20 protein-coding genes and 1 tRNA gene are annotated in these 20,006 nt (G+C 58.6%); 5 read left to right on the forward strand and 16 right to left on the reverse strand.

The window, feature by feature from the left end; genetic code table 11:
• Positions 1 to 31: 31 nt before the first annotated feature.
• Positions 32 to 835 (reverse strand): substrate-binding periplasmic protein, encoded by an 804-nt coding sequence (locus tag KI614_RS02680; protein ID WP_226407688.1) that lies wholly within the window; start codon positions 833 to 835, stop codon positions 32 to 34.
• Between the two features lie 121 nt (positions 836 to 956).
• Here KI614_RS02680 and KI614_RS02685 point away from each other — a divergent pair, with 121 nt between their 5' ends.
• Positions 957 to 1,211, forward strand: coding sequence for a hypothetical protein (locus KI614_RS02685; RefSeq protein ID WP_226407690.1), 255 nt, complete (start codon positions 957 to 959; stop codon positions 1,209 to 1,211).
• Positions 1,212 to 1,316: 105 nt separating this feature from the next.
• Here the strand turns inward: KI614_RS02685 and KI614_RS02690 are convergent, their stop codons facing one another.
• Positions 1,317 to 1,535, reverse strand: a complete 219-nt coding sequence (locus KI614_RS02690; protein WP_203468583.1) for a YdcH family protein — start codon at positions 1,533 to 1,535, stop codon at positions 1,317 to 1,319.
• A 193-nt stretch (positions 1,536 to 1,728) separates the two neighbouring features.
• Between KI614_RS02690 and KI614_RS02695 the strand changes: the two genes are divergently transcribed.
• Positions 1,729 to 3,048: an IS4 family transposase gene (locus KI614_RS02695; RefSeq protein ID WP_226405684.1), complete on the forward strand. Its 1,320-nt coding sequence runs from the start codon at positions 1,729 to 1,731 to the stop codon at positions 3,046 to 3,048.
• Between the two features lie 235 nt (positions 3,049 to 3,283).
• The gene (locus KI614_RS02700; protein WP_226407692.1) at positions 3,284 to 3,781 is read left to right on the forward strand and encodes an RDD family protein; all 498 of its coding nucleotides are present in this window, start codon (positions 3,284 to 3,286) and stop codon (positions 3,779 to 3,781) included.
• Positions 3,782 to 4,062: 281 nt separating this feature from the next.
• Here KI614_RS02700 and KI614_RS02705 read toward each other — a convergent pair whose 3' ends face one another.
• From KI614_RS02705 to rpsU, 6 genes are all read right to left on the reverse strand, one after another.
• Complete coding sequence (locus KI614_RS02705; RefSeq protein ID WP_226407694.1) at positions 4,063 to 5,100, reverse strand: IS630 family transposase; 1,038 nt, start codon at positions 5,098 to 5,100, stop codon at positions 4,063 to 4,065.
• 89 nt (positions 5,101 to 5,189) lie between these two features.
• A tRNA-Ile gene (locus KI614_RS02710) sits at positions 5,190 to 5,266 on the reverse strand.
• A 6-nt stretch (positions 5,267 to 5,272) separates the two neighbouring features.
• On the reverse strand, positions 5,273 to 7,249 hold the full coding sequence (gene rpoD / locus KI614_RS02715) for an RNA polymerase sigma factor RpoD (RefSeq protein ID WP_371810505.1): 1,977 nt from the start codon (positions 7,247 to 7,249) through the stop codon (positions 5,273 to 5,275).
• Positions 7,250 to 7,295: 46 nt separating this feature from the next.
• Entirely contained in the window at positions 7,296 to 9,032 is a 1,737-nt protein-coding gene (gene dnaG / locus KI614_RS02720; RefSeq protein ID WP_226407696.1) for a DNA primase, read from the reverse strand.
• A 6-nt stretch (positions 9,033 to 9,038) separates the two neighbouring features.
• Entirely contained in the window at positions 9,039 to 9,485 is a 447-nt protein-coding gene (locus tag KI614_RS02725; protein WP_226407698.1) for a GatB/YqeY domain-containing protein, read from the reverse strand.
• Between the two features lie 93 nt (positions 9,486 to 9,578).
• On the reverse strand, positions 9,579 to 9,791 hold the full coding sequence (gene rpsU / locus KI614_RS02730; protein WP_011286295.1) for a 30S ribosomal protein S21: 213 nt from the start codon (positions 9,789 to 9,791) through the stop codon (positions 9,579 to 9,581).
• Positions 9,792 to 9,929: 138 nt separating this feature from the next.
• On the opposite strand from rpsU, the gene tsaD reads away from it, so the two are divergent.
• Positions 9,930 to 10,964 carry a tRNA (adenosine(37)-N6)-threonylcarbamoyltransferase complex transferase subunit TsaD gene (gene tsaD / locus KI614_RS02735; protein WP_226407700.1) on the forward strand — a complete coding sequence of 345 codons (1,035 nt, stop codon included), beginning with the start codon at positions 9,930 to 9,932 and terminating at the stop codon, positions 10,962 to 10,964.
• A gap of 443 nt (positions 10,965 to 11,407) precedes the next feature.
• Here tsaD and KI614_RS02740 read toward each other — a convergent pair whose 3' ends face one another.
• From KI614_RS02740 to plsY, 3 genes are all read right to left on the reverse strand, one after another.
• Positions 11,408 to 12,847 carry a catalase gene (locus tag KI614_RS02740; protein ID WP_226407702.1) on the reverse strand — a complete coding sequence of 480 codons (1,440 nt, stop codon included), beginning with the start codon at positions 12,845 to 12,847 and terminating at the stop codon, positions 11,408 to 11,410.
• A 351-nt stretch (positions 12,848 to 13,198) separates the two neighbouring features.
• Positions 13,199 to 14,671 carry an IS1182 family transposase gene (locus tag KI614_RS02745; RefSeq protein WP_226406905.1) on the reverse strand — a complete coding sequence of 491 codons (1,473 nt, stop codon included), beginning with the start codon at positions 14,669 to 14,671 and terminating at the stop codon, positions 13,199 to 13,201.
• Between the two features lie 100 nt (positions 14,672 to 14,771).
• Positions 14,772 to 15,368 carry a glycerol-3-phosphate 1-O-acyltransferase PlsY gene (plsY, locus tag KI614_RS02750; RefSeq protein ID WP_226407704.1) on the reverse strand — a complete coding sequence of 199 codons (597 nt, stop codon included), beginning with the start codon at positions 15,366 to 15,368 and terminating at the stop codon, positions 14,772 to 14,774.
• Between the two features lie 67 nt (positions 15,369 to 15,435).
• Here plsY and KI614_RS02755 point away from each other — a divergent pair, with 67 nt between their 5' ends.
• Positions 15,436 to 15,786 (forward strand): dihydroneopterin aldolase, encoded by a 351-nt coding sequence (locus KI614_RS02755; RefSeq protein WP_203468595.1) that lies wholly within the window; start codon positions 15,436 to 15,438, stop codon positions 15,784 to 15,786.
• A 33-nt stretch (positions 15,787 to 15,819) separates the two neighbouring features.
• Here KI614_RS02755 and KI614_RS02760 read toward each other — a convergent pair whose 3' ends face one another.
• From KI614_RS02760 to KI614_RS02780, 5 genes are all read right to left on the reverse strand, one after another.
• Positions 15,820 to 16,695 carry a ZIP family metal transporter gene (locus tag KI614_RS02760; protein ID WP_226407706.1) on the reverse strand — a complete coding sequence of 292 codons (876 nt, stop codon included), beginning with the start codon at positions 16,693 to 16,695 and terminating at the stop codon, positions 15,820 to 15,822.
• A 91-nt stretch (positions 16,696 to 16,786) separates the two neighbouring features.
• Positions 16,787 to 17,278 (reverse strand): Cys-tRNA(Pro) deacylase, encoded by a 492-nt coding sequence (ybaK, locus tag KI614_RS02765; protein ID WP_226407708.1) that lies wholly within the window; start codon positions 17,276 to 17,278, stop codon positions 16,787 to 16,789.
• Positions 17,279 to 17,302: 24 nt separating this feature from the next.
• Positions 17,303 to 18,547 (reverse strand): porin, encoded by a 1,245-nt coding sequence (locus KI614_RS02770; protein ID WP_226407710.1) that lies wholly within the window; start codon positions 18,545 to 18,547, stop codon positions 17,303 to 17,305.
• A 54-nt stretch (positions 18,548 to 18,601) separates the two neighbouring features.
• On the reverse strand, positions 18,602 to 19,522 hold the full coding sequence (gene xerD / locus KI614_RS02775) for a site-specific tyrosine recombinase XerD (RefSeq protein ID WP_226407711.1): 921 nt from the start codon (positions 19,520 to 19,522) through the stop codon (positions 18,602 to 18,604).
• The gene (locus KI614_RS02780; RefSeq protein WP_226407712.1) at positions 19,488 to 19,979 is read right to left on the reverse strand and encodes a methylated-DNA--[protein]-cysteine S-methyltransferase; all 492 of its coding nucleotides are present in this window, start codon (positions 19,977 to 19,979) and stop codon (positions 19,488 to 19,490) included. The genes xerD and KI614_RS02780 overlap by 35 nt, the downstream gene beginning before the upstream one ends.
• Positions 19,980 to 20,006 lie beyond the last annotated feature (27 nt).

Raw genomic sequence — 20,006 nt, forward strand, 5'->3', positions numbered from 1 at the left:
GGGTTGCGGCCCCGTTGACCGCGGCAGTCTTTCAGCGTGGGTTCAGGCCGAGACGTCGGGTTTCCAGCGGCACCGGTTCGCGGCCCAGCCATTTCTGGTGAATGCGCCCGAAGGTGCCATCCTGCTTCATGTCACGTAGGGCCTTTTCCCAGGCGTTGATTGTCTGGCCGTTGGTGCCGGGTGAGAAAGCCAGATAGAGCTCAAGGCTGTCGAGCGTCATCACCGGTTCGACATCGTCGATCGAATAGCCGGCTTCCTTGAGTATGGCCGGGATCGCCAGACTGCCGTCGACCCACATTTCGACGCGTCCGCGCATCAGCATGTTGGCCGTGATTTGCGGTGTCGCAGCCAGTTCAATGGCCGTAAACCCCTGGCTTTCCGCTGTTTTGGAGAAAATGCTGTGGCGGTAGGTGCCGATCGGCAGTTTGTGAATGGCATCGCCCAGGGCGATCAGTCGGGCGGCATTGCCCTTGCGCGTGAATACTTGTGTCTTGGCAATGGCAATCGGGCCAAGCAGGGTCATCAGCTTTTCCCGTTCATCGCTGCGCCCGATCGTGAACTGCATGATGTTGGGGGTTGAAAGCAGCAGTGAGTAAGCCCGGGCAAATGGCACCATGGCGATGGCTTGCGGATTGCCAAGCCGCGCTTGAATTGCGTTGACGACCTCGACGGCCATGCCGTCAGGGACTTTGTTGTTTGAAAACGTGATTGGCGGCCATTCCTCGCTGAGAATCGTCAGTTCGCTCGCCATGGCGCCGCTGACGCATGCCAGTGCCAGCACAACATTGGCCAGTTGCTTGCGGAAAGTGCAGATAGCGGCAGAGAGAGGTTTCAAGGCGCGGGCATCTGATGCAATCGATTGCTCAATGTTGCACAAACGGCTTGCCAGGTCAAAGGGCGGGTTTGCTTTGCCGGTCAGCTATTATTCGTCGCCTCAACTATTCATGGAGCTGTTCGTGCCTTCGCTCAACCGCCATCAACCGATATTGTTCGGCATGCTGTGCATCGTATTGCTCGCGCCGGGGGCGTGTGCCTTGCGCCAGTCGTGGCATTGGGAAAAGGCCGGGGCCAGCAATGAGCTTTATGAGTTCGACCTGCAGCAATGCAAGGCCAAGACTTATGCCGGATCATCCGGCGCAGTGACCAACGAAACCGTGCGCCGCATGTTTTCCTGCATGGAAAGCCGGGGCTGGCGCAAGGTTCAGGACTAGGCTCGACCCTTCGAACTTCTTCTGGCCACCCATGAAAAACCCCGGCATCGTGGCCGGGGCTACAGTGTGCGACGTGTTGCGGTCGACGACCGCAGAAGCTGTGTTTCAGGCGGCGCTGGCTTTACGCAACAAGCCGTAAACCTCATCCTTGAGCGACAGCTTTTCCTTCTTCAGTACTTCGATTTCATCGTGCGTCGCCGGCTCCAGGCGAGCTTCCATATTCTTGATCTTCTGATCCAGCTCGTTGTGCTTGTCGAAGACGTTGAGGAAGTGGCGGTCAGTCGTCTTGAGTTGGGTAATCAGATCGCGGTATTCGGGAAACATGTTCTTACTCCAAAAGTGACTTCTTAATAACTTGCCACTCGATTGTACGAGCAATGCAGGAGCGACTCCAGTCTCCAGCGGTTTGCAGGCAGCAAAAAGCCACCCCGAAGGATTAATGCCGTTCACTTAGGTGAGCGGCATTTTTCATTTTGGGGCTTGTGGACAGTTCGCCGAATGGTTAACGTGGCGAACGATGTTGTCCAGCCAGCTCTCCATTACGACAGATGTCATGCCGACGATCGGATTCGATCGTCTGGCGGCTCATTTGCCGTATGAGTGGATTGAGCAGGCGCTCAGCGCGCATGGGGTGGCGAGTGTTCGCCGCCGTCGTTTGCCGGCGGAGCAAGTGGTCTGGCTGGTGATCGCCCTGGCGTTGTTTCGTCGCCAGTCGATGGAAGAAGTACTCAGCACCCTGGATCTGGCCTTGCCCGACACCCGAATCGAGGCGGTCTGCAAGAGTGCGATCACGCAGGCGCGGGCTCGCCTTGGCCAAGCCCCGCTGCAATGGTTGTTCGAGCAAACGGCCCAAGCCTGGTGCGCACAGGAGAAGGTCGCGAATCAGTGGAAGGGACTTTCGCTATGGGCGGTCGATGGCACCACCTTTCGGGTGCCGGACAGCCCCGAGAACCGCGAATTCTTTGGTGCCCAACGCTACGCCAGCGGCAAAGTGGCCTCCTATCCTCAGGTGCGTGCCGTCAGCCTGACGGCACTGCCCACCCATCTGGTCTCGGCCATCGAGTTTGGCCAATACGGCCAGAACGAAATGCTTTACGCCAAGGCGCTGATCGGTCGGATCGAGGACCATTCCCTGACCGTCTTCGACAAGGGCTTTGTTTCTGCGGAAATATTGTTGGGCTTGAGTGCTGCGGGCACCGAGCGGCATTACCTGATCCCCGCCAAGTCCAACACGCAATACGAAGTCCTGTCGGGAACGCCCGAGGATTGTCGGGTTCGTTTGCGTATATCTCCTCAAGCGCGCGTCAAGGCCCCTGATCTGCCCGAGGCCTGGGAGGCCCGTGCCATTCGAGTCGAGTCGGCCAATGGTCAAAGCCGGGTACTGCTGACCTCATTGTTCGATCGCCGCCGCTTCAAAGCGCAGGATCTGGCGGACTGCTATCGCCGGCGCTGGGAAATTGAAACCAGCTACCGCGAGCTCAAGCAATCGATGCTGGGCGAAGCGCTGACCTTGCGCTCGCGTTTGCCCGAAGGGGTCAATCAGGAAATCTGGGGGGCCTTAATTGCCTACAACCTGATCAGACTTGAAATCGCCAAGGCGGCCACTGAAGCGCGCGTCGCTCCGACCGATCTGAGCTTCCTGCGCGCACTGCACATCATCCAGCACGAACTGATCTGGGCGGCGGGAATGAGTCCGGGGAAACTGCCGTCCCATCTGGCGCGCCTGCGTTTGCAGTTGCAGATGGCTATCGTGGAAAAACGACGGGGGCGAAAATGCCCCCGTGTCGTCAAAGCCAGACCGGCTCGTTACGCCGTTCGTCACCTAAAAGAGCCTTAACTGAACTGCATTAACCCCGAAGGATGGCTTTTTGAACTTGGTGGGCCCGCACGGACTTGAACCGTGGACCAAAGGATTGTGAGTTTGTATAAATAACCAATTTAATCAACAAATTAGCTCGCCAATGCTCGCTAGGAGCCGCCGAAAGGCGGTTTTTTTGTCACATTCTCCAATCAGCCAGGTGCTTTTGGTTTTATATGCCATATAATTTTACGCAATAGCAGAGGAGTAGTTAATGGCACCCCCTATATTGCCTGCATCAAATTGCCTTGCACCCATAAAATCAAGAGTGCTTGCCTATTTAATTGATTTATTGGTCGCAATCGCTGCCTTGTTTCTAAGTGCTCAAATTATTAAAACCTTGGATCCTACAAATCTTCTATCCATTTTTGGTATCTTCGTAGCTATTGCGATAGTGCTAGGGGTGTCTGTTTATCAAGCAGTGTCGCTCTCATTGACAGGGCAGACTATCGGGAAAAAAATGCTGAAGTTGCGAGTCGTGACTTTTCCCAATGCAAGCAATGCAGGGTTCGCTAGGGCTGTCTTTAAGCGATGGTGGTTGCCAAGCTTGCTCTATCTTATCCCCTACCTTGGCTGGGCATTTGGGGTAGCTGATTGCCTTTTTATTCTTAATAAAAACCGTCGCTGCTTACATGACTTGGTTGCTGGCACAATGGTTGTTCAGCTTAGTCCCCTCTTTTGTGCTGCTCAGTGCAAGCGTAAAATCTTCTGATACGCGCAACATTGAACCCGATGAATAGTATTTCTAATGTTCGCTTAGGGGGCGAAAACGTTTTGACCGCTGATTGTTTAAGCCGGCTTGGTGAACGCTCTCCAAGTTCTGGCCGAATTGCTTCGATAAAGGCCCATTAAACTGAAAACTGGCCTTGTCCATGTTTTTGTGAGAATTTATGAGAAAAATTGAGCGTGCGGATTTTGTGTTAAATGCATTTTGAGTGCACAGCAGTTTCTTGGTTTAATACCGATTATTAACCCGGCAATACAATAGGTTCATTAGGCAGCATATTGGATTTTCCGATGTCTAAAATAGAACATAACCCGTTTTGGACGATTCTGTATTTTCATCATTGCGCCTCGCACCTTTGATTCCAGTTCATCCCGATTCTTGGCTGGTTTCCCGCCATGGACCAATGCCTTCAAGTCACAGTTAAGATATTCGTCCGGATTGAGTTCTGGAGAATAGGCGGGCAAAAAGAACACCTCAATGTGTTCGCTGTGCTTTTTCAGCCAGTCCCGAACCTTGTTGCTGTGATGCACACGCAGGTTGTCCAGAATCAAAAACACCTTGCGCCCGGCCTCCCGAACCAGGCGTGCCAGGAAGCGAATCAGCACCGGGGCCGTCATCGTTTCCTGGTAGAGCATGAAGCGAACTTTCCCCTGATTGGTGACCGTCGAGATCATGTTCGTGGCGAATCGACTCCCGGGCATTCGTTGAACAGGCGTCTTCCCTGCCGGCGCATAGCTTCGACCGTGCTGGCAATCGCTACGGATGCCCGTTTCATCGCCCCAGTGAATCTCTGCCCCTTCTTCCTTGGCGCGCTGCGCAATGCCTGGGTAGCTCTCCTTGAGCCAGGCATCCACCAATTCAGGTTTCTGCTCGTACGCCTTCTTCAGTGGCTTCTGCGGCGTAAAACCCCAGCGCTTGAGATACTCACCTACCGTCCGAATCGGCATGTCGACCTTGAAACGACGATAGATCAACTCCTGAACGGCGGCCCGTGTCCAGAGCGCAAATGACAGCTTGAGTTGGTCGGGCATCTTCTCGCTGATCAACTGCTGCACCACCCACTCCTGTTCCACACTCAGCGTGCGTCGCTCGCCCACCTCGGTGCCACGCTTGCCGCCCTCTACCGCTGACTTGAGGCCTTCTGCCTGATAGCGCGACCACCAGTATTGGACCGTGCGGGGATGCACCCCGACCGTTTCTCCAATTTCGGCAAATTCGCGTCCGTTCATTCTCATCCGAAGCGCTATCTTGCGCTTCTCCTTCTGTTGCTCTGGCTTGAGCTTGCGGGCATCTTCTTTGTTCATGTCAATATCATACCACAAACGCCCTATCAATTTGCCGGGTTAATAGTAAAAATAGGTTACTGGGTATTCCCAGTAACCTATTGTTTTATTGGTGGGCCCGCACGGACTTGAACCGTGGACCAAAGGATTATGAGTCCTCTGCTCTAACCAACTGAGCTACGGGCCCGAAAGCTTAGTTGCCGTTGCTGTCGATGAAGCTGCGCAGCTTGTCGGAACGGCTCGGGTGACGCAGCTTACGCAGGGCCTTGGCTTCGATCTGGCGGATACGTTCGCGGGTAACGTCGAATTGCTTGCCGACTTCTTCCAGCGTGTGGTCGGTATTCATTTCGATACCGAAACGCATGCGCAGGACCTTGGCTTCCCTCGTGGTCAGCGTGTCCAGGATTTCCTTGGTTACGCCGCGCAGGCTGGAGTACATCGCTGCGTCAGCCGGGGCCAGGGTGGTCTGGTCTTCGATGAAATCACCGAGGTGGGAGTCGTCGTCGTCGCCGATCGGGGTTTCCATGGAGATGGGTTCCTTGGAAATCTTCATGATCTTGCGGATCTTGTCTTCCGGCATGTCCATCTTCTTGGCCAGCGTTGCCGGATCGGGTTCGGCACCCGTTTCCTGCAGGATCTGGCGGCTGATCCGGTTCATCTTGTTGATCGTTTCGATCATGTGAACCGGAATACGGATGGTGCGTGCCTGGTCGGCGATCGAGCGGGTGATGGCCTGACGAATCCACCACGTAGCGTAGGTCGAGAACTTGTAGCCACGACGATATTCGAACTTGTCCACCGCCTTCATCAGACCGATGTTGCCTTCCTGGATCAAGTCGAGGAACTGCAGGCCGCGGTTGGTGTATTTCTTGGCGATCGAGATAACCAGACGCAGGTTGGCTTCGGTCATTTCGCGCTTGGCGCGACGGGCCTTGGCTTCGCCGGTGGACATCTGCTTGTTGATGTCCTTCAGGTCCTTGAGCGGAATGCCGGTGCGGTCCTGGAGGGCGATCAGCTTCTTCTGTTCTTCCTTGATGGCCGGGCCGTTGCGGGTCAGGATGGCGACGTAGGTCTTGGGGGCGGCGGCGATTTCTGCGTCGGCCCATTCAAGATTGACTTCGTTGCCCGGGAAGGACTGGATGAAGTGCGGACGCGGCATCTTGACGCGGTCGACGCAGATTTGCTGGATTTTTCGCTCGGAGCTGCGGATCAATTCAACCATGCCGCGCACGCTGTCACACAGGCGCTCGATGGTGCGCGAAGTGAAGCGGATGTTCATCAGCTCGTCGGAAATCTGCTGTTGCAGCTTGAGGTAGGCCTTGTCCTGCGAGCCTTTGCTCGACAGCGCCTTCTGCATCTTGACGTGAAGTGCGCGAATGGTCGCGAAGCGCTCCAGGGCGTCAACCTTCAGTTGCAGCAGCGAAGCGGAAACGGCTGCGCCACCGGCGTCGCCGTCTGCGTCGTCGTCGGCATCCTCGTCTTCTTCTTCCTCTTCTTCGGGAAGATCGGCTTGCGGTGCGGCTTCGACGGCATTCGGGTCGATCAGGCCATCGATCAGTTCGTCGATGCGCATTTCGTCGGCTTCGACCTTGGCAACCGTTTCGAGAATGTCGTCAATCGTGGTCGGGCAGGCGGAAATTGCCTGGACCATGTGCTTGAGGCCTTCTTCGATGCGCTTGGCGATCTCGATTTCGCCTTCGCGGGTCAGCAACTCGACCGTGCCCATTTCACGCATGTACATGCGGACCGGGTCGGTGGTGCGGCCGAATTCGGAATCGACGGTGGACAGTGCCTGTTCGGCCTGGGCTTCGACTTCTTCGTCATCCGTCGCAGCGGCGGCGGTGTCGGACATCAGCAGGTCTTCGGCAGCCGGGGCTTCGTCGAAAACCTGGATGCTCATTTCGCTGAAAGTCGAAATGATGGCTTCGATACTTTCGGCATCGACCACATCATCCGGCAGATGGTCGTTGATTTCGGCGTAGGTCAGGTAACCGCGCTCCTTGCCGAGCTTGATCAGGCTCTTGAGGCGCATCTTGCGCGCTTCGGCGTCGAGCGGTTCCGGAGTTTCTGCCATTGCGCCTTCGAGCAGCGCCTTTTCGGCGGCCTTCTCCTTGGCTTTGCTGGTGCGAGCCTTGGGGGCTTCCTTAGCAGTATCTTTTGCCTTGGCCATGAACACGATCCCTTGAATTGCGGAAAACCTCAAATTCTACCATAACTTAGCCACGATTTCCCCGTTTGGCGAGGAGCTGTATGTAGGCCAGCTTCTCTTCCGGGGTCAGGCCGGCGACGCCCAGTCTCTGGGCTTTGATTTGTAGTTCGTCAAACAGCTTTTTCTGTCCGCCGGCCTGGAGTTTTTCCAGGGTGTCGCGGAATTCGGCGGCGGACTCTGCTTCGTCCGATGGCAAGCCCAGAAGTTCCGCCGCTGCTGTTTCAATCAGGCTTTCTTCCGGCAGGCCGCGTAGACGTTCGCGCAGCGAAGCGTAAGTGCTTGCTTCCGGATTGGCGCTGACCAACTGGTGAAGTCTGGCCAGGGCTGGTTGCTCCGGGGTGTCCGGCAACAAGTCGATGGGTACCGATGCGGCCAGTTGTGGCTTTTGCAATACCAGGCGCAGCAGGTTGCGGGTCAGCGAGGGGGCGGTGCGCTTGGCACGCGCCGGGGCGGCGGGGGTGTAGGATTTCAACTCGCACAGGCGTTCGACTTCGCTCTGGGCAAAACCGCTGGCCTCGGCCAGGCGCTTGACCAGTTGCAGGCGGAGCAGCGGGGTCGGCAGTTTGAGCAGCAGGGGCTTGGCTTCGTAGATCAGCTGCGCCTTGCCTTCCGAACTGGTCAGGTCGCAGCGCTGGGCCAGTTCGCGCAGCAGGAAGTCGGAGAGCGGCATGGCCTGGACGACCAGCTTGTCGAACTCGGCTTTGCCATTGGCGCGGATGTAGCTGTCCGGGTCGTCTTCCTGCGGCAAGAAGATAAAGCCGAGGCGTTTGTTGTCGGCCAGTGCCTCAAGCGAATTTTCCAGCGCACGCCAGGCGGCCTTGCGGCCTGCATTGTCGCCGTCGAAGCAGAAAACGATGCGGTCGACCTGCTTGAGTAGTTTGCTGACATGGGTTGCCGTGGTTGCCGTGCCGAGCGTGGCGACGGCGTTGCCGACACCGTTCTGAGCCAGCGCGATGACGTCCATGTAGCCTTCGGTGACGATGGCTGTGTCGGTTTCGCGCAGTGCCTGGCGGGCTTGCGGCAGGCCGAACAGTTCGCGTCCCTTTTCGAACAGCGGTGTTTCCGGCGAGTTGAGGTATTTCGGTTCGCCCTGGTCGATGACGCGCCCGCCGAAGGCGATGATGTCGCCCTTCTGGTTGATGATCGGGATCATCAGTCGGTCGCGGAAGCGGTCGTAACGACGGCCGGCTTCATTCTCGATCACCAGTCCGGCGACTTTCAGTTCGTCGGCGTTGTAGTCCGGGAAAATTTCCTGCAGGTTTTGCCAGCCATCAGGGGCGTAGCCCATGCCGTAGCGGGCAGCCACTTCCCCGGTCAACCCGCGCTTTTTGCAATATTCGATGGCTTTGGGCGAGCGTTTGAGCTGGTCTTTGTAGTACTGGGCGGCGCGCGCCATGATTTCGATCAGCGTCCGCGTTTGTCCCGGCTTTTCGTCGCTGAAGCCACGGTTGTCGCTTTCCGGCACCTGCATGCCGGCGCGGCTGGCCAACTCCTTGATCGCGTCGACGAAACCCATGCCCTGGTATTCCATGACAAAACTGATCGCCGTGCCGTGGGCGCCGCAGCCGAAGCAGTGATAGAACTGCTTGGTCGGACTGACGGTGAACGAAGGCGATTTTTCGTTATGGAACGGACAGCAGGCCGCGTAATTGGCGCCCGCTTTTTTGAGCGGCACATAGCCATCGACCAGGTCGACAATGTCGACCCGGGCGAGCAGATCCTGAATGAATGAATCAGGGATCAAGGTGCTTTAGCCGGCCAGCGCGGCCTTGACCAGTTTCGACACTTCCGCCATGTCGGCCTTGCCGGCCAGCATCGGCTTGAGCACGGCCATCAGCTTGCCCATGTCGGCCGGGCCCTTGGCGCCGGTTTCGGCGACGGCGGTGGCAACGGCGGCAGCCATTTCATCGGCGCCCATTTTTTCCGGCAAGTACACGGCCAGTACGCCGATTTCGAATTTCTCGGCATCGGCCAGTTCCTGGCGGCCGGCGGCTTCGTATTGAGTGACGCTGTCCTTACGTTGCTTGGTCAGCTTGTCGATGACGGCGATGACCGCTGTGTCGTCGAGTTCGACGCGCTCGTCGACTTCCTTCTGCTTGATGGCAGCGAGCAGCAGGCGAATGGCCGAAAGCTTGGCTGCTTCCTTGGCCTTCATGGCCGCTTTCATGTCTTCCGAGATACGTGCTTTGAGGCTCATGGTGTTTTCATCAGGAGAAATGCTGTGGAAAAAAGACAAAGCCGCCAGCTTTTGAGGGCGGGCGGCTTTTATTCTGCGGCGAAGTGTACTGGATTAGTACAGTTTCGGCGGCAGGGTCAGGCTACGGAGGCGCTTGTGCTGGCGTTTGACGGCAGCGGCAGCCTTGCGCTTGCGTTCGGTCGTGGGCTTTTCGTAAAACTCACGGGCACGCAGTTCGGTCAGGAGACCAGTCTTCTCAACCGTGCGCTTGAAGCGGCGGATAGCAACTTCGAACGGCTCATTTTCCTTGACACGAATGTTCGGCATATAAATCACCCCCTTCCGTAAGGCGCCTGCCAGGTCAAGTAAAAGGCAGTGCGCGCAAATTTTGTTTCCGCATGCTTGCGGGTAGCCAGCCAGTATATTGCAAAAAACCTTTTAGTTCCAAGTGTTAAAATCGATCCCATGCTGATCCTTGGTATTGAATCCTCCTGCGACGAAACCGGCATTGCGCTCTACGACAGCGAAGCCGGCTTGTTGTCGCACGCTCTCCACTCGCAGGTCGCCATGCACGCCGAGTACGGTGGCGTTGTTCCCGAGTTGGCTTCACGTGACCACATTCGCCGCGTCGTTCCCTTGTTGCACGAGGCCCTGGCTCGTGCCGGGCGCAGTCTCGATGCAGTCGATGCCGTAGCTTATACGCGCGGTCCGGGGCTGTCCGGTGCGCTGCTGGTCGGCTGCGCCTTTGCCGAAGCGCTGGCGCTGGCGATTGATAGGCCGACCGTTCCGGTGCACCACCTGGAAGGGCATTTGCTGTCACCGCTGCTGTCCAGCACCCCGCCGACCTTCCCGTTTGTCGCCCTGCTGGTTTCCGGCGGGCACACGCAATTGATGAAGGTGACCGCTGTTGGTGAGTACGAATTGCTTGGCGAAACGCTGGATGACGCGGCCGGTGAGGCCTTCGATAAAAGCGCCAAACTGCTCGGTCTGCCTTATCCCGGTGGCTCCTTACTCTCGAAGCTGGCTGAGCAGGGGGATCCGGAAAAGTACAAGCTACCTCGGCCGATGCTGCATTCTGGCGACCTCAGTTTCAGTTTTTCCGGCCTGAAAACAGCGGTCTTGACGCTGGTTCGCGAGCAGCCGCAGCCGCTCAGCGATGCGTTCAGAAAAGATGCAGCCCGGGCTTTTCAGGAAGCCATTGTCGAGGTGCTGGTCAAGAAGTCGCTCAAGGCAATGAAGCAGACCGGCCTCAAGCAGTTGGTCGTGGCGGGGGGCGTCGGTGCCAACAAGCAGTTGCGGTCGACGCTCGATGACGAGGCAAAACGAAAGCGTTTCCGTGTCTATTACCCGGAGCTGGAGTTTTGTACCGATAACGGCGCGATGATTGCCCTGGCGGGTTGTTTGCGTCTGCAGTCGGGGGCCTTGGCGAAACCGGCGGGTTCCTTTGCCGTTCAACCGCGCTGGCCATTGATGGATATTTCGACCCACGCCAACGGATAGTCGTTGATCGGGAAAGTGCTGTCATCCGGGGGCCAGGAAGACGGCGGGCTGAATGCATCCGCCAGGATTTAAATTTAACAAGCCGTAATCAATTCACTATGCTATGATTTGCAGCATTGGTTGCGAATGCACCAAACCGAACTCACCGAGGTGGGGGAGGAGACAACCCGAATAAAAAAACAAAGCCCGCTCAGACGGGCTTGTTTTTTGCCCGAAAAATCAGCGGCGCCAAGTCGGGGCAGCCTGTATTCAGCGCAAATTCAGGGCAAAAAAAAGCCCGCACAAGGCGGGCTTAAATCCATTTCTTGGAGGAGATGGAGGAGACAGATTCCATTCTGCCAAAAAACTTGCTGCATTGCAGCAATTTATTTGTATCGTTCTGTAACAAGCCTCGTTATTTTGCGTTGATGGATTTTGTTTGATTAATAATCAATGGCTTGTGTTTAGATCGCAACCCCCAGTGCTTTGGCGACACCGGCACCGTAAGCTGCATCGGCACGCGAGCAGTTGCAGATGTGGCGGCGTTTGATTTCATCCGGCGCATCGCCCATGGCACGGGCGGTGTTGTCGAACAGAATCTGCTGCTGGGCCGGCGTCATCAGACGGAAGAGGGCGCCAGGTTGTGAGTAGTAGTCGGTGTCTTCCCGATGATTCCAGTGATCGGCCATGCCTTCGATCGACAGCGGCGGTTCGCGGAAATCAGGTTGCTCCTGCCATTGACCCTCGCTGTTCGGCTCATAACCGAGCGTGGCGCCGTGGTTGCCATCGATGCGCATGGCGCCGTCGCGGTGATAGCTGTGCACCGGGCAGCGCGGGGCATTGACCGGAATCTGGTGGTGATTGACGCCGAGCCGGTAGCGTTGCGCATCGCCGTAGGAGAACAGCCGTGCCTGCAGCATCTTGTCCGGCGAAAAGCTGATGCCGGGAACGACGGCTGCCGGGTTGAATGCGGATTGCTCGACTTCCGCAAAGAAGTTTTCCGGGTTGCGGTTCAACTCGAACTGGCCGACCTCGATCAAGGGGTAATCCTTGTGCGGCCAGATCTTGGTCAGGTCGAACGGGTTGTAGGGCACTTTCGAGGCATCGGCTTCCGGCATGACCTGGATGAACATCGTCCATTTCGGGTAATCGCCCCGGTCGATGGCTTCAAGCAAGTCGCGCTGATGCGATTCACGATCCCGGCCGATGATATCCGTTGCTTCGGCATCGCTCAGATTCTTGATGCCTTGCTGGCTGCGGAAATGGAATTTGACCCAAAAACGCTCGTTGACCGCGTTAATCAGGCTGAAGGTGTGCGAGCCGAAACCATGCATGTGGCGATAGCTGGCGGGGATGCCGCGGTCGGACATGACGATGGTGACCTGGTGCAGCGCTTCCGGCAGCGAAGTCCAGAAATCCCAGTTGTTCTTGGCCGAACGCATGTTGGTGCGCGGGTCGCGTTTGACGGCATGGTTGAGGTCCGGGAATTTCAGCGGGTCGCGCAGGAAGAAGACCGGGGTGTTGTTGCCAACCATGTCCCAGTTGCCTTCCTCGGTATAGAACTTGAGCGCAAAGCCGCGGATGTCGCGCTCCGCATCCGCCGCGCCGCGTTCGCCGGCAACGGTGGTGAAGCGTGCAAACAGCGGCGTCTGCTTGCCGATCTGGCTGAACAACTTGGCACGCGTGTATTTCGTGATGTCGTGGGTGACGGTGAAGGTGCCGTAGGCGGCCGATCCCTTGGCATGCATGCGGCGCTCCGGGATGACCTCGCGGTCGAAGTGGGCGAGCTTTTCAAGCAGCCAGACATCCTGCAGTAAAACCGGGCCGCGTGGACCGGCGGTCATCGTGTTCTGGTTGTCGACCACCGGGCAGCCGGCGGCAGTAGTCAGTTTTTTGCCGTTCATGGAGATTGCTCCTTCGTTAGTTTGCTAATGGGCGATTCAAAAGTTGTCGGGCAGGTTGGCCAGAACGTCGATGCAGGAATCCCATGCGACCAGTTCATCAAACCAGCGATCAATGAAGCGGGAAATCATGCCTTGCCTCCTCTGTCTCAAAGCAGGTCGTGCTGACCTGATGAAGGCAGTGTAGGCAGCGCAGGCCGATTTATCCAATCAACTAAACAAATGTAACGAATACCTTTTTGCTATCGCTTTGGCCAAAAAAAAACGCCGGCAAGCCGGCGTCAGACTGCTGACGAACCCCCGATTTTTCGGGGGTTTTGTTTTTCTGGTTGGAAATCAGGGAGACTCCTGGCTTCAAGCCGAAGCGAGGCGGATTCTGAAATTCAGGTTAGGAACCCCGATCTGCCAAAGATGGCGGGCGAATGGGGCGGCAAAACGGGTTCGTGCGAGGATTTTGGCCAATAAGGCTGCCGCCTTGCGGGCCAGCAACAGGGCCATCTTCTTCATGTTCTGACAGGCCGCCGAGAGCAGGCACTGCGCTTGCACCTTGGCCAAGCCACGGAAACGGGCGTAACGGTGGCCGTGCAACTCCTTGGCATCGGCAAAACTGCGCTCCACCGTTTCCTTGCGCCGGGCGTACAGCCGTTTGCCCAGGTCGCTCAGGCGATTGGCGTTGATCGCTTCCTTGAAACCTTCCCAGAGATGTCGGGTCACGAGCTTCTGATGGTTCCGGCTCTGCGTGCATTGCCCGCGCACGCCGCAATCGGCACACCGCGCCGGGTTCGAGGCGTATTCGCGATAACCCAGCCGGTTGGTCGTCCGGTACGGTAGAACCTCCCCGGCCGGGCAGCGGTAGCAGTCCTGGACCGCATCGTAGAGATAGTCCCGTTTGTAGAAATAGCCATCGCGGTGTGTGGGTCGCTTGTAGCCCATCACCCCGAACAGTGCCCGCTCGAGGAGGCCCTTGCAGACTTGCGGGGTGAAATACCCGGCATCCAGCCCGACGGCGCCCACGGCCAGATCAAAGCGCTCCATGACCCGATCCAGGCGGGCAAGGTAGGGCTGGCTGTCATGGACATTGCCCGGCGTGACATGGGTATCGACGATCAAAGCATGCACGCCATCGACAGTCCGGTGATCCAGATAGAAGAAGCCGGTCGGCTTGTTGTCGCGGGCCATGAAACCTGCGTCGGGATCGACCGTGCTGACCTTGACCTCCTTCATCGGCGGTGTCGAATCATCGTCATCACGCTTGAGCGGCTTCTTGCCCGCGGCGGCTCGGTCCGTTTCGATGGCTGCATCCAGTTCGGCCAGGTAGGCCGCAGGGGTTTGCTCGACCTGATGCACCTCAAAATGCCGTTTGTTGGCATTCGCCTTCAGATGCGTGCTGTCCGTGTAAAGCACCCGCCCGCCAATCAGCTTATGCTCAATGGCTTGCTCGACAATCCCGTCGAAGATGCGTTGCTCAATGTCCGTCCCGACAAAGCGGCGACGCCGATTCTGCGACAGCGTCGAGGCATCCGGCACTTTGTCCGTCAGTCGAAAGCCGAGAAACCAGCGGTAAGCCACATTGACCTCGATTTCCTTCACCAGCCGTCGCTCGGAGCGAATCCCGAACAGGTAGCCAATGAACAACATCTTGAACAACACCACCGGATCAATCGCTGGTCGGCCATTGTTCTCGCAATACAGGTGCTGGGTCGCTTCACGAATGAAATCAAACCGGATGTGCTGGTCGAGCAGCCGGAGCAAGTGGTCTTTCGGGACCAATTGCTCCAACGTCACCATCTCCAGTTCCGTTTGGGCGGGGTAGACAGGCTTGAGCATGCCTGCATTATAAAAAATAAAGCCCCCAATCGCTTGGAGGCTTTGTCAGCAGTCTGACGCCGGCAAACCGGCGTCGTTTAATTGGAGCAAAAAGACGGGGTCAGGCTTTCTTTTTACTGCCGATTTTTGATTCCTGTCCGGCCATCAGGCGCTGAATGTTTTGCCAATGCTTGCCGACCAGGGCCATGGCAATCAGGCCGACAACCAGGGTCTGGCTGTTGCCGCCTGCCATCAGCACTTGGTAAACCGGGGCCAGTGCCGCCGCAATGACGGCGGCCAGCGAGGAGTAGCGCGAAACGTAGGCAACCAGCAACCAGGTGCCGAGCACGGCCAGGCCGAGCAGTGGGGAAAGTGCAATCAGCACGCCGGCGGCCGTGGCAACGCCTTTGCCGCCCTTGAATTTGAGGAAGACGGGGTAAAGATGGCCCAGAAAGACCGCCAGGGCAATCAGGCCGATCACCTTGTCGGCGAATCCAAATTGCTGGGCGATGAAAACGGCGACCCAACCTTTCAGCGCATCTCCCAGCAGCGTCAGCAAGGCGGCCTTTTTGTTGCCGCTGCGCAACACATTGGTGGCGCCGGGATTGCCTGAGCCGAAAGTGCGCGGATCAGCCAGGCCGAAGGCTTTGGAGACGATCACGGCAAAGGGCAGCGAGCCGAGCAGGTAGGCGGCAAGGATAGCGAGGACAGTTTGCATGGGGCTTTATTCCGGCTGGAGTACAATCGCGGCGAATTTTACACCCCGGACTACGGTCGACCGCCTTATGGACATCATTTTCATCGAAGAACTGCGTGCAGAAACGTGGATTGGCATTTATCCGCGTGAGAAAGCCATGTCGCAGGTGGTCGAGATTTCCCTGCAAATTGGCGTGTCGACCGCATCGGCCGGCGCCAGCGACGATATTCGCGATACCGTGGATTACGCCGTCGTGGTCGAGCGCCTGCGCCGTGATCTGTCGGGCAGCCATTTCAATCTGCTTGAAAAGCTGGCCGAGCATGTCGCCACCTGGTTGCTTGAGAATTTTGCGGCGCAGTGGGTCCGCGTCTCAATTGCCAAGTTGGGGATGATGCCCGGCGTCAAGCGCGTTGGCGTGATCATCGAACGCTCCGTGTAAGCTCGCCCGGCGCTGCTTTGCCGGGCACCCGGATCAGGCCAGTGCCGCGAGCAGCGTCATGATTGCGAAGCCACTCGCCAGGCCCGTCGTGCCGGCGGCTTCCCGTCCAGCCTTGTGCGAGGCCGGAATCAGCTCATGACTGACGACCCAGAGCATCGCCCCGGCCGCCGCCGCCAAGGCCAGCGGGAGTGCCGGGCCGGCAAGGCTGCTGGCGATGACGCCGATAAAGCCGCCAACCGGCTCGACCAACCCGGTCCCCAGGGCGATCACTGTGGCACGTAACGGTGCGGCACCGAGCGCGACCATGGCACTGGCCACGATCCAGCCTTCCGGAATGTTCTGCAAAGCGATGCCAAGTGTCATCCCGTGATCGGCGCCCGATGCCGCCGCGACTCCCACCGCCAGCCCTTCCGGCAGATTGTGCAAGGCAATGGCCGCTACCACGAGACTGACCCTGGGCAACATCGGGTCGGCCTCGATGCTTTCAACGTGGTGATGCGGCCATTGGCGATCCATCTGCTGCATGAACTGGCTACCGGCAAGGAGTGCCGCAGCCGTCAGGATGCCGAGCGCCCACGGTGCAGGGCTTGCCGCAACATGCTGGAGCGCCGGGGCGAGGAGCGAAAACAGGCTGGCTGCCAGCATCATGCCGCCAGCCAGGCCGAGCATCGGGGCCATCAGGCGTTCCGCCGGTCGACGCATGAAAAGCACCGGAATTGCGCCGATGCCGGTTGCCAGTCCGGCCAGTAGGCTGGCCTGCAAGCCTTGGGCGGCCATCGGGTTGGCCGCCAGCCATGCCGTGGCCAGATCGACCACGAAGGCTGCGGCGACGATGCTCATGATCACGCCGGCCCAGAGGTGGCGGCGGGCTGCCGGTTTGGCGTAGTGGTGGATGACGAGTTGGGTCATGTGGGCTCTCCTTGTATCTGGAGCCCACTTTACGGGGAGGCTTTAAATAGGGCTAATTGATTGATCGGATCGTACCGATTGTTTTGATCAATCAGTCCTTGAGCGCCGCTTCGACGACCTTGGGATGCAGGCTATGCACGATATCGTGCGGGTGCACGCCGACCAGATAGCCGCGCCTGCCGCCATTGATATAGATCAGCGGCAAATCGAGGATGCTCTTTTCAAGGTAGACCGGCATGGCTTTTTTGGTGCCGAACGGGCTGGTTCCGCCAACCAGAAAGCCGGTATGGCGGTTGGCAACTTCCGGTTTGCAAGGCTCGACTTTCTTGCAGCCGATCTGGCGGGCCAGTTCCTTGGTCGACACCTTGCGGTCGCCGTGCATCAGCACGACCAGCGGCTTGGCATTCTCGTCTTCGAAAATCAGCGTCTTGACCACGGCGTGTTCGTCGACGTTGAGTTCGCGGGCCGAGACCTTGGTTCCACCATGTTCCTCATAAGCATAGAGGTGGCTGGAAAAGGCTATTTTCTGTGCCTTGAGGAATTTGGTGGCCTGGGTTTCGGGGGCGTGTTCGTTTTTACTCATGGTCGATGTGCTGGCAGTTTCGGGTCAGAAGACGTACTGGATACCGGCGGCCAGGCCATTCGCCGTATCGCCGGGGTTGATCGTGTAATAGCCGCTGGCACTGGTGCCGGAGGGCGCCAGGGCCGAGGCCGGTTGATTCAGGTTGCGCGACCAGGCGAGGTAGGCCTTGAACTGGGCGTTGATCGTTTCCATCCAGGCCGCCGAGAAAATCCGGCCGCGGTCGTTGCTGCTTGCCAGGCTGTGGCCTTCGCCGTAGTTGAGGCGGAGTTGGCCGCTCGGCGTCACGTCGATGCGCGAGCCGAGGAACCAGCTGCGCCATTCGACCAGCGGCCCAACATCCGGCTGTCGGTCGTAACCCGCCAGTCCGCCCATCAGCTTGACCGGGCCAAGCTGGTAGCTGGCACCGGTGAACAGGTGGCGCGTGGTTTTGTCGAGCACGGCGTTGTGGTTGTCGTACTGATAAGCCAGGCCAAGGCCGAGCGGGCCGTTGCTGTAGTCGAGATTGAGCCCCAGCGTGTTCTGCTCGGCGCCGCCGGTTCTCCCGCCAAGGGCCGCGAACAGTGTGCTGGTCAGGCCGTACAGGCGGGGCGTGGCGTAGACCACGGCATTGTCGTAGCGCACCGGGCCGGGTTCGACCGTGCCGTAATTGGTCGGCGAGCCATAGCCGTTTTCAAAGGCGTCGAACTGAATCATGCCCATGAAGAAGGGCGAATATTGGCGTCCAACGGTCAGTCGACCGTAGCGTCCTTCGACCCCGGCATACATCTGGCGGCCGAAAAGACGGGTGTTGTTGCTGTCGGATTGGCCGAGCTTGCCGTTGTTGGCGAAAAAGCCGGCTTCCATCTGGTAGATGAAATTGGTTTCCGGCGCGATTGCCTTGCCGCCCTTGAGGCCGAGCCGGCTGCCATTCATGCCGCCTGATTCGATCGAGACGCGGGAGCCTTTCGAGCCGCCCCAGTTGGTTTCGGCAAATAGGTCCAACCGGCCGTAAAGCGTGGCCAGCGGAGGTTCGTTCTGCGTCGCACCGGACGGTGTCGCCGGCACAAGAACAATCGGCCCGCCAGTTGGCCCGCTATCCGTGCGGCTCGTTTCCGGCTTGGTGCTTGCCTGTTTTTCGAGTTGTTCGATACGTGCTTGCTGTTGCTGGAGCAGTTTCTGCATTTCGCCGAGGGTGGCGCGCATTTCCTCCAGTTCGCCGGCCTGGCTTGGCGCGGTCAACGGCATCAACAGGGCGAAAATCAGCGAAGGGGCGAGGCGGGTCCTGAGCATGGCGATATCCCGTTGAAGGCCTGGGTGGATAAATGGGCGCGTCGAATCGCTATCTTAGCCGCGCGGATGGTGAATCGCATGCAGGGTTTTCAGCCGCTCGCGGGCGACGTGGGTGTAGATCTGCGTGGTCGAGATGTCTGAATGGCCGAGCAACAGCTGAACAACACGCAAATCGGCGCCGTGGTTGAGCAGGTGCGTCGCAAAGGCATGGCGCAGCACGTGCGGCGACAGGCGGGCCGGATCGATGCCGGCCAGCGCGGCGTAGCGCTTGATCAACTGCCAGAACGCCTGACGAGTCATTGCGCCGCCCCGGGCGGTGACGAACATGGCATCGCTCAACTGGCCCTTGATGATTTCCGGCCGGGCGTTTTTCAGATACTCGCCAAGCCAGTCGAGTGCCACTTCGCCGAGCGGCACGAGGCGCTCCTTGCTGCCCTTGCCCATGACGCGCAGCACCCCTTCGTTGAAGCCGATCTCATGCTGCTTGAGATTGACCAGTTCCGAAACGCGCAGGCCGGTGGCGTAAAGCGTTTCGAGCATGGCCCGGTCGCGCAGGCCGAGCGGATGATCGAGATTCGGCGCATTGAGCAGGGCGTCGACCTGTTTTTCGGACATCACCTTGGGCAGGCGCGAAGGCAGGCTGGGGCTGAGCAGTTTTTGGGTCGGATCGACGACCAGCCGGCCGCGCGTCACCTGCCAGCGGTAGAAGCGGCGCAGCGTCGACAAGTGTCGGGCTTGCGAACTGGCACGGATTTCGCGGGAAATCTTGGCGATAAACGCCGTCAGCGTTGTTTCGCGGACGTCGAGCAGCGGCTCGGCGTTCTGCTCGGCCAGCCATCGCGCAAAACGCCCGAGGTCGGAGCGGTAGCTGTCCAGCGTTGCCTTGGCGAGACCGTCCTCAAGCCACAGTGCGTCGCAGAAATTGTCGATTTCGCCGAGATCAGCCGGCCGGAGCAGCGGGGGCGCAGCCTTCATGGGTCAGTAGCCAGCGTTTGATATCGAGCAGGAAGCCGCCGCCCTGGCGGTTGAAGCCGCCAAGGCCGCCGCCGGTGGCGATCACCCGGTGGCAGGGAATGATCAGCGGAAAATGGTTGGCACCGCAGGCCTGGCCGACGGCACGTGGGGCGTTTTTGATGTTTTTGGCCAGTTGACCGTAGGTTTCTGTCCGGCCGCGTGGAATGGCGGAAATCTGTTCCCAGACCCGGCGCTGGAAAAGCGTGCCGACCGGGCGCAGCGGCAGGCCGAACGTGAAATCGGGATCGTTCAGGTAAGCCCTGATCTGGCGGCAGGTTTCAGCCGCCAGGGGCAGTTCGGGGGCTTGCTCGGCCTGCGCTGGCAGGAACTCGACGGCAATCACGTCATCGGCCGAACAGCGCACGCCCAGCGCGAAACCGGGGGCGGCGACGATAGCCTGATAATCAGCGTTCGACATGGCAATTCCTCCTTGCTGCGGTCAACA

It is taken from the genome of Dechloromonas denitrificans (genome assembly GCF_020510665.1).
In the GTDB taxonomy this organism is placed as follows: domain Bacteria; phylum Pseudomonadota; class Gammaproteobacteria; order Burkholderiales; family Rhodocyclaceae; genus Azonexus; species Azonexus denitrificans_B.

What these genes read in the sequence shown, in the direction of transcription:
- ybaK (WP_226407708.1), bottom strand. Translation starts at nt 17,278, where the DNA reads ATGAGTAAAAACGAACACGCCCCCGAAACCCAGGCCACCAAATTCCTC.
- KI614_RS02745 (WP_226406905.1), bottom strand. Translation starts at nt 14,671, where the DNA reads ATGCTCAAGCCTGTCTACCCCGCCCAAACGGAACTGGAGATGGTGACG.
- KI614_RS02770 (WP_226407710.1), bottom strand. Translation starts at nt 18,547, where the DNA reads ATGCTCAGGACCCGCCTCGCCCCTTCGCTGATTTTCGCCCTGTTGATG.
- KI614_RS02705 (WP_226407694.1), bottom strand. Translation starts at nt 5,100, where the DNA reads ATGAACAAAGAAGATGCCCGCAAGCTCAAGCCAGAGCAACAGAAGGAG.
- tsaD (WP_226407700.1), top strand. Translation starts at nt 9,930, where the DNA reads ATGCTGATCCTTGGTATTGAATCCTCCTGCGACGAAACCGGCATTGCG.
- KI614_RS02700 (WP_226407692.1), top strand. Translation starts at nt 3,284, where the DNA reads ATGGCACCCCCTATATTGCCTGCATCAAATTGCCTTGCACCCATAAAA.
- plsY (WP_226407704.1), bottom strand. Translation starts at nt 15,368, where the DNA reads ATGCAAACTGTCCTCGCTATCCTTGCCGCCTACCTGCTCGGCTCGCTG.
- xerD (WP_226407711.1), bottom strand. Translation starts at nt 19,522, where the DNA reads ATGAAGGCTGCGCCCCCGCTGCTCCGGCCGGCTGATCTCGGCGAAATC.
- KI614_RS02760 (WP_226407706.1), bottom strand. Translation starts at nt 16,695, where the DNA reads ATGACCCAACTCGTCATCCACCACTACGCCAAACCGGCAGCCCGCCGC.
- rpsU (WP_011286295.1), bottom strand. Translation starts at nt 9,791, where the DNA reads ATGCCGAACATTCGTGTCAAGGAAAATGAGCCGTTCGAAGTTGCTATC.
- KI614_RS02690 (WP_203468583.1), bottom strand. Translation starts at nt 1,535, where the DNA reads ATGTTTCCCGAATACCGCGATCTGATTACCCAACTCAAGACGACTGAC.
- rpoD (WP_371810505.1), bottom strand. Translation starts at nt 7,249, where the DNA reads ATGGCCAAGGCAAAAGATACTGCTAAGGAAGCCCCCAAGGCTCGCACC.
- KI614_RS02755 (WP_203468595.1), top strand. Translation starts at nt 15,436, where the DNA reads ATGGACATCATTTTCATCGAAGAACTGCGTGCAGAAACGTGGATTGGC.
- KI614_RS02780 (WP_226407712.1), bottom strand. Translation starts at nt 19,979, where the DNA reads ATGTCGAACGCTGATTATCAGGCTATCGTCGCCGCCCCCGGTTTCGCG.
- KI614_RS02740 (WP_226407702.1), bottom strand. Translation starts at nt 12,847, where the DNA reads ATGAACGGCAAAAAACTGACTACTGCCGCCGGCTGCCCGGTGGTCGAC.
- KI614_RS02695 (WP_226405684.1), top strand. Translation starts at nt 1,729, where the DNA reads ATGTTGTCCAGCCAGCTCTCCATTACGACAGATGTCATGCCGACGATC.
- KI614_RS02725 (WP_226407698.1), bottom strand. Translation starts at nt 9,485, where the DNA reads ATGAGCCTCAAAGCACGTATCTCGGAAGACATGAAAGCGGCCATGAAG.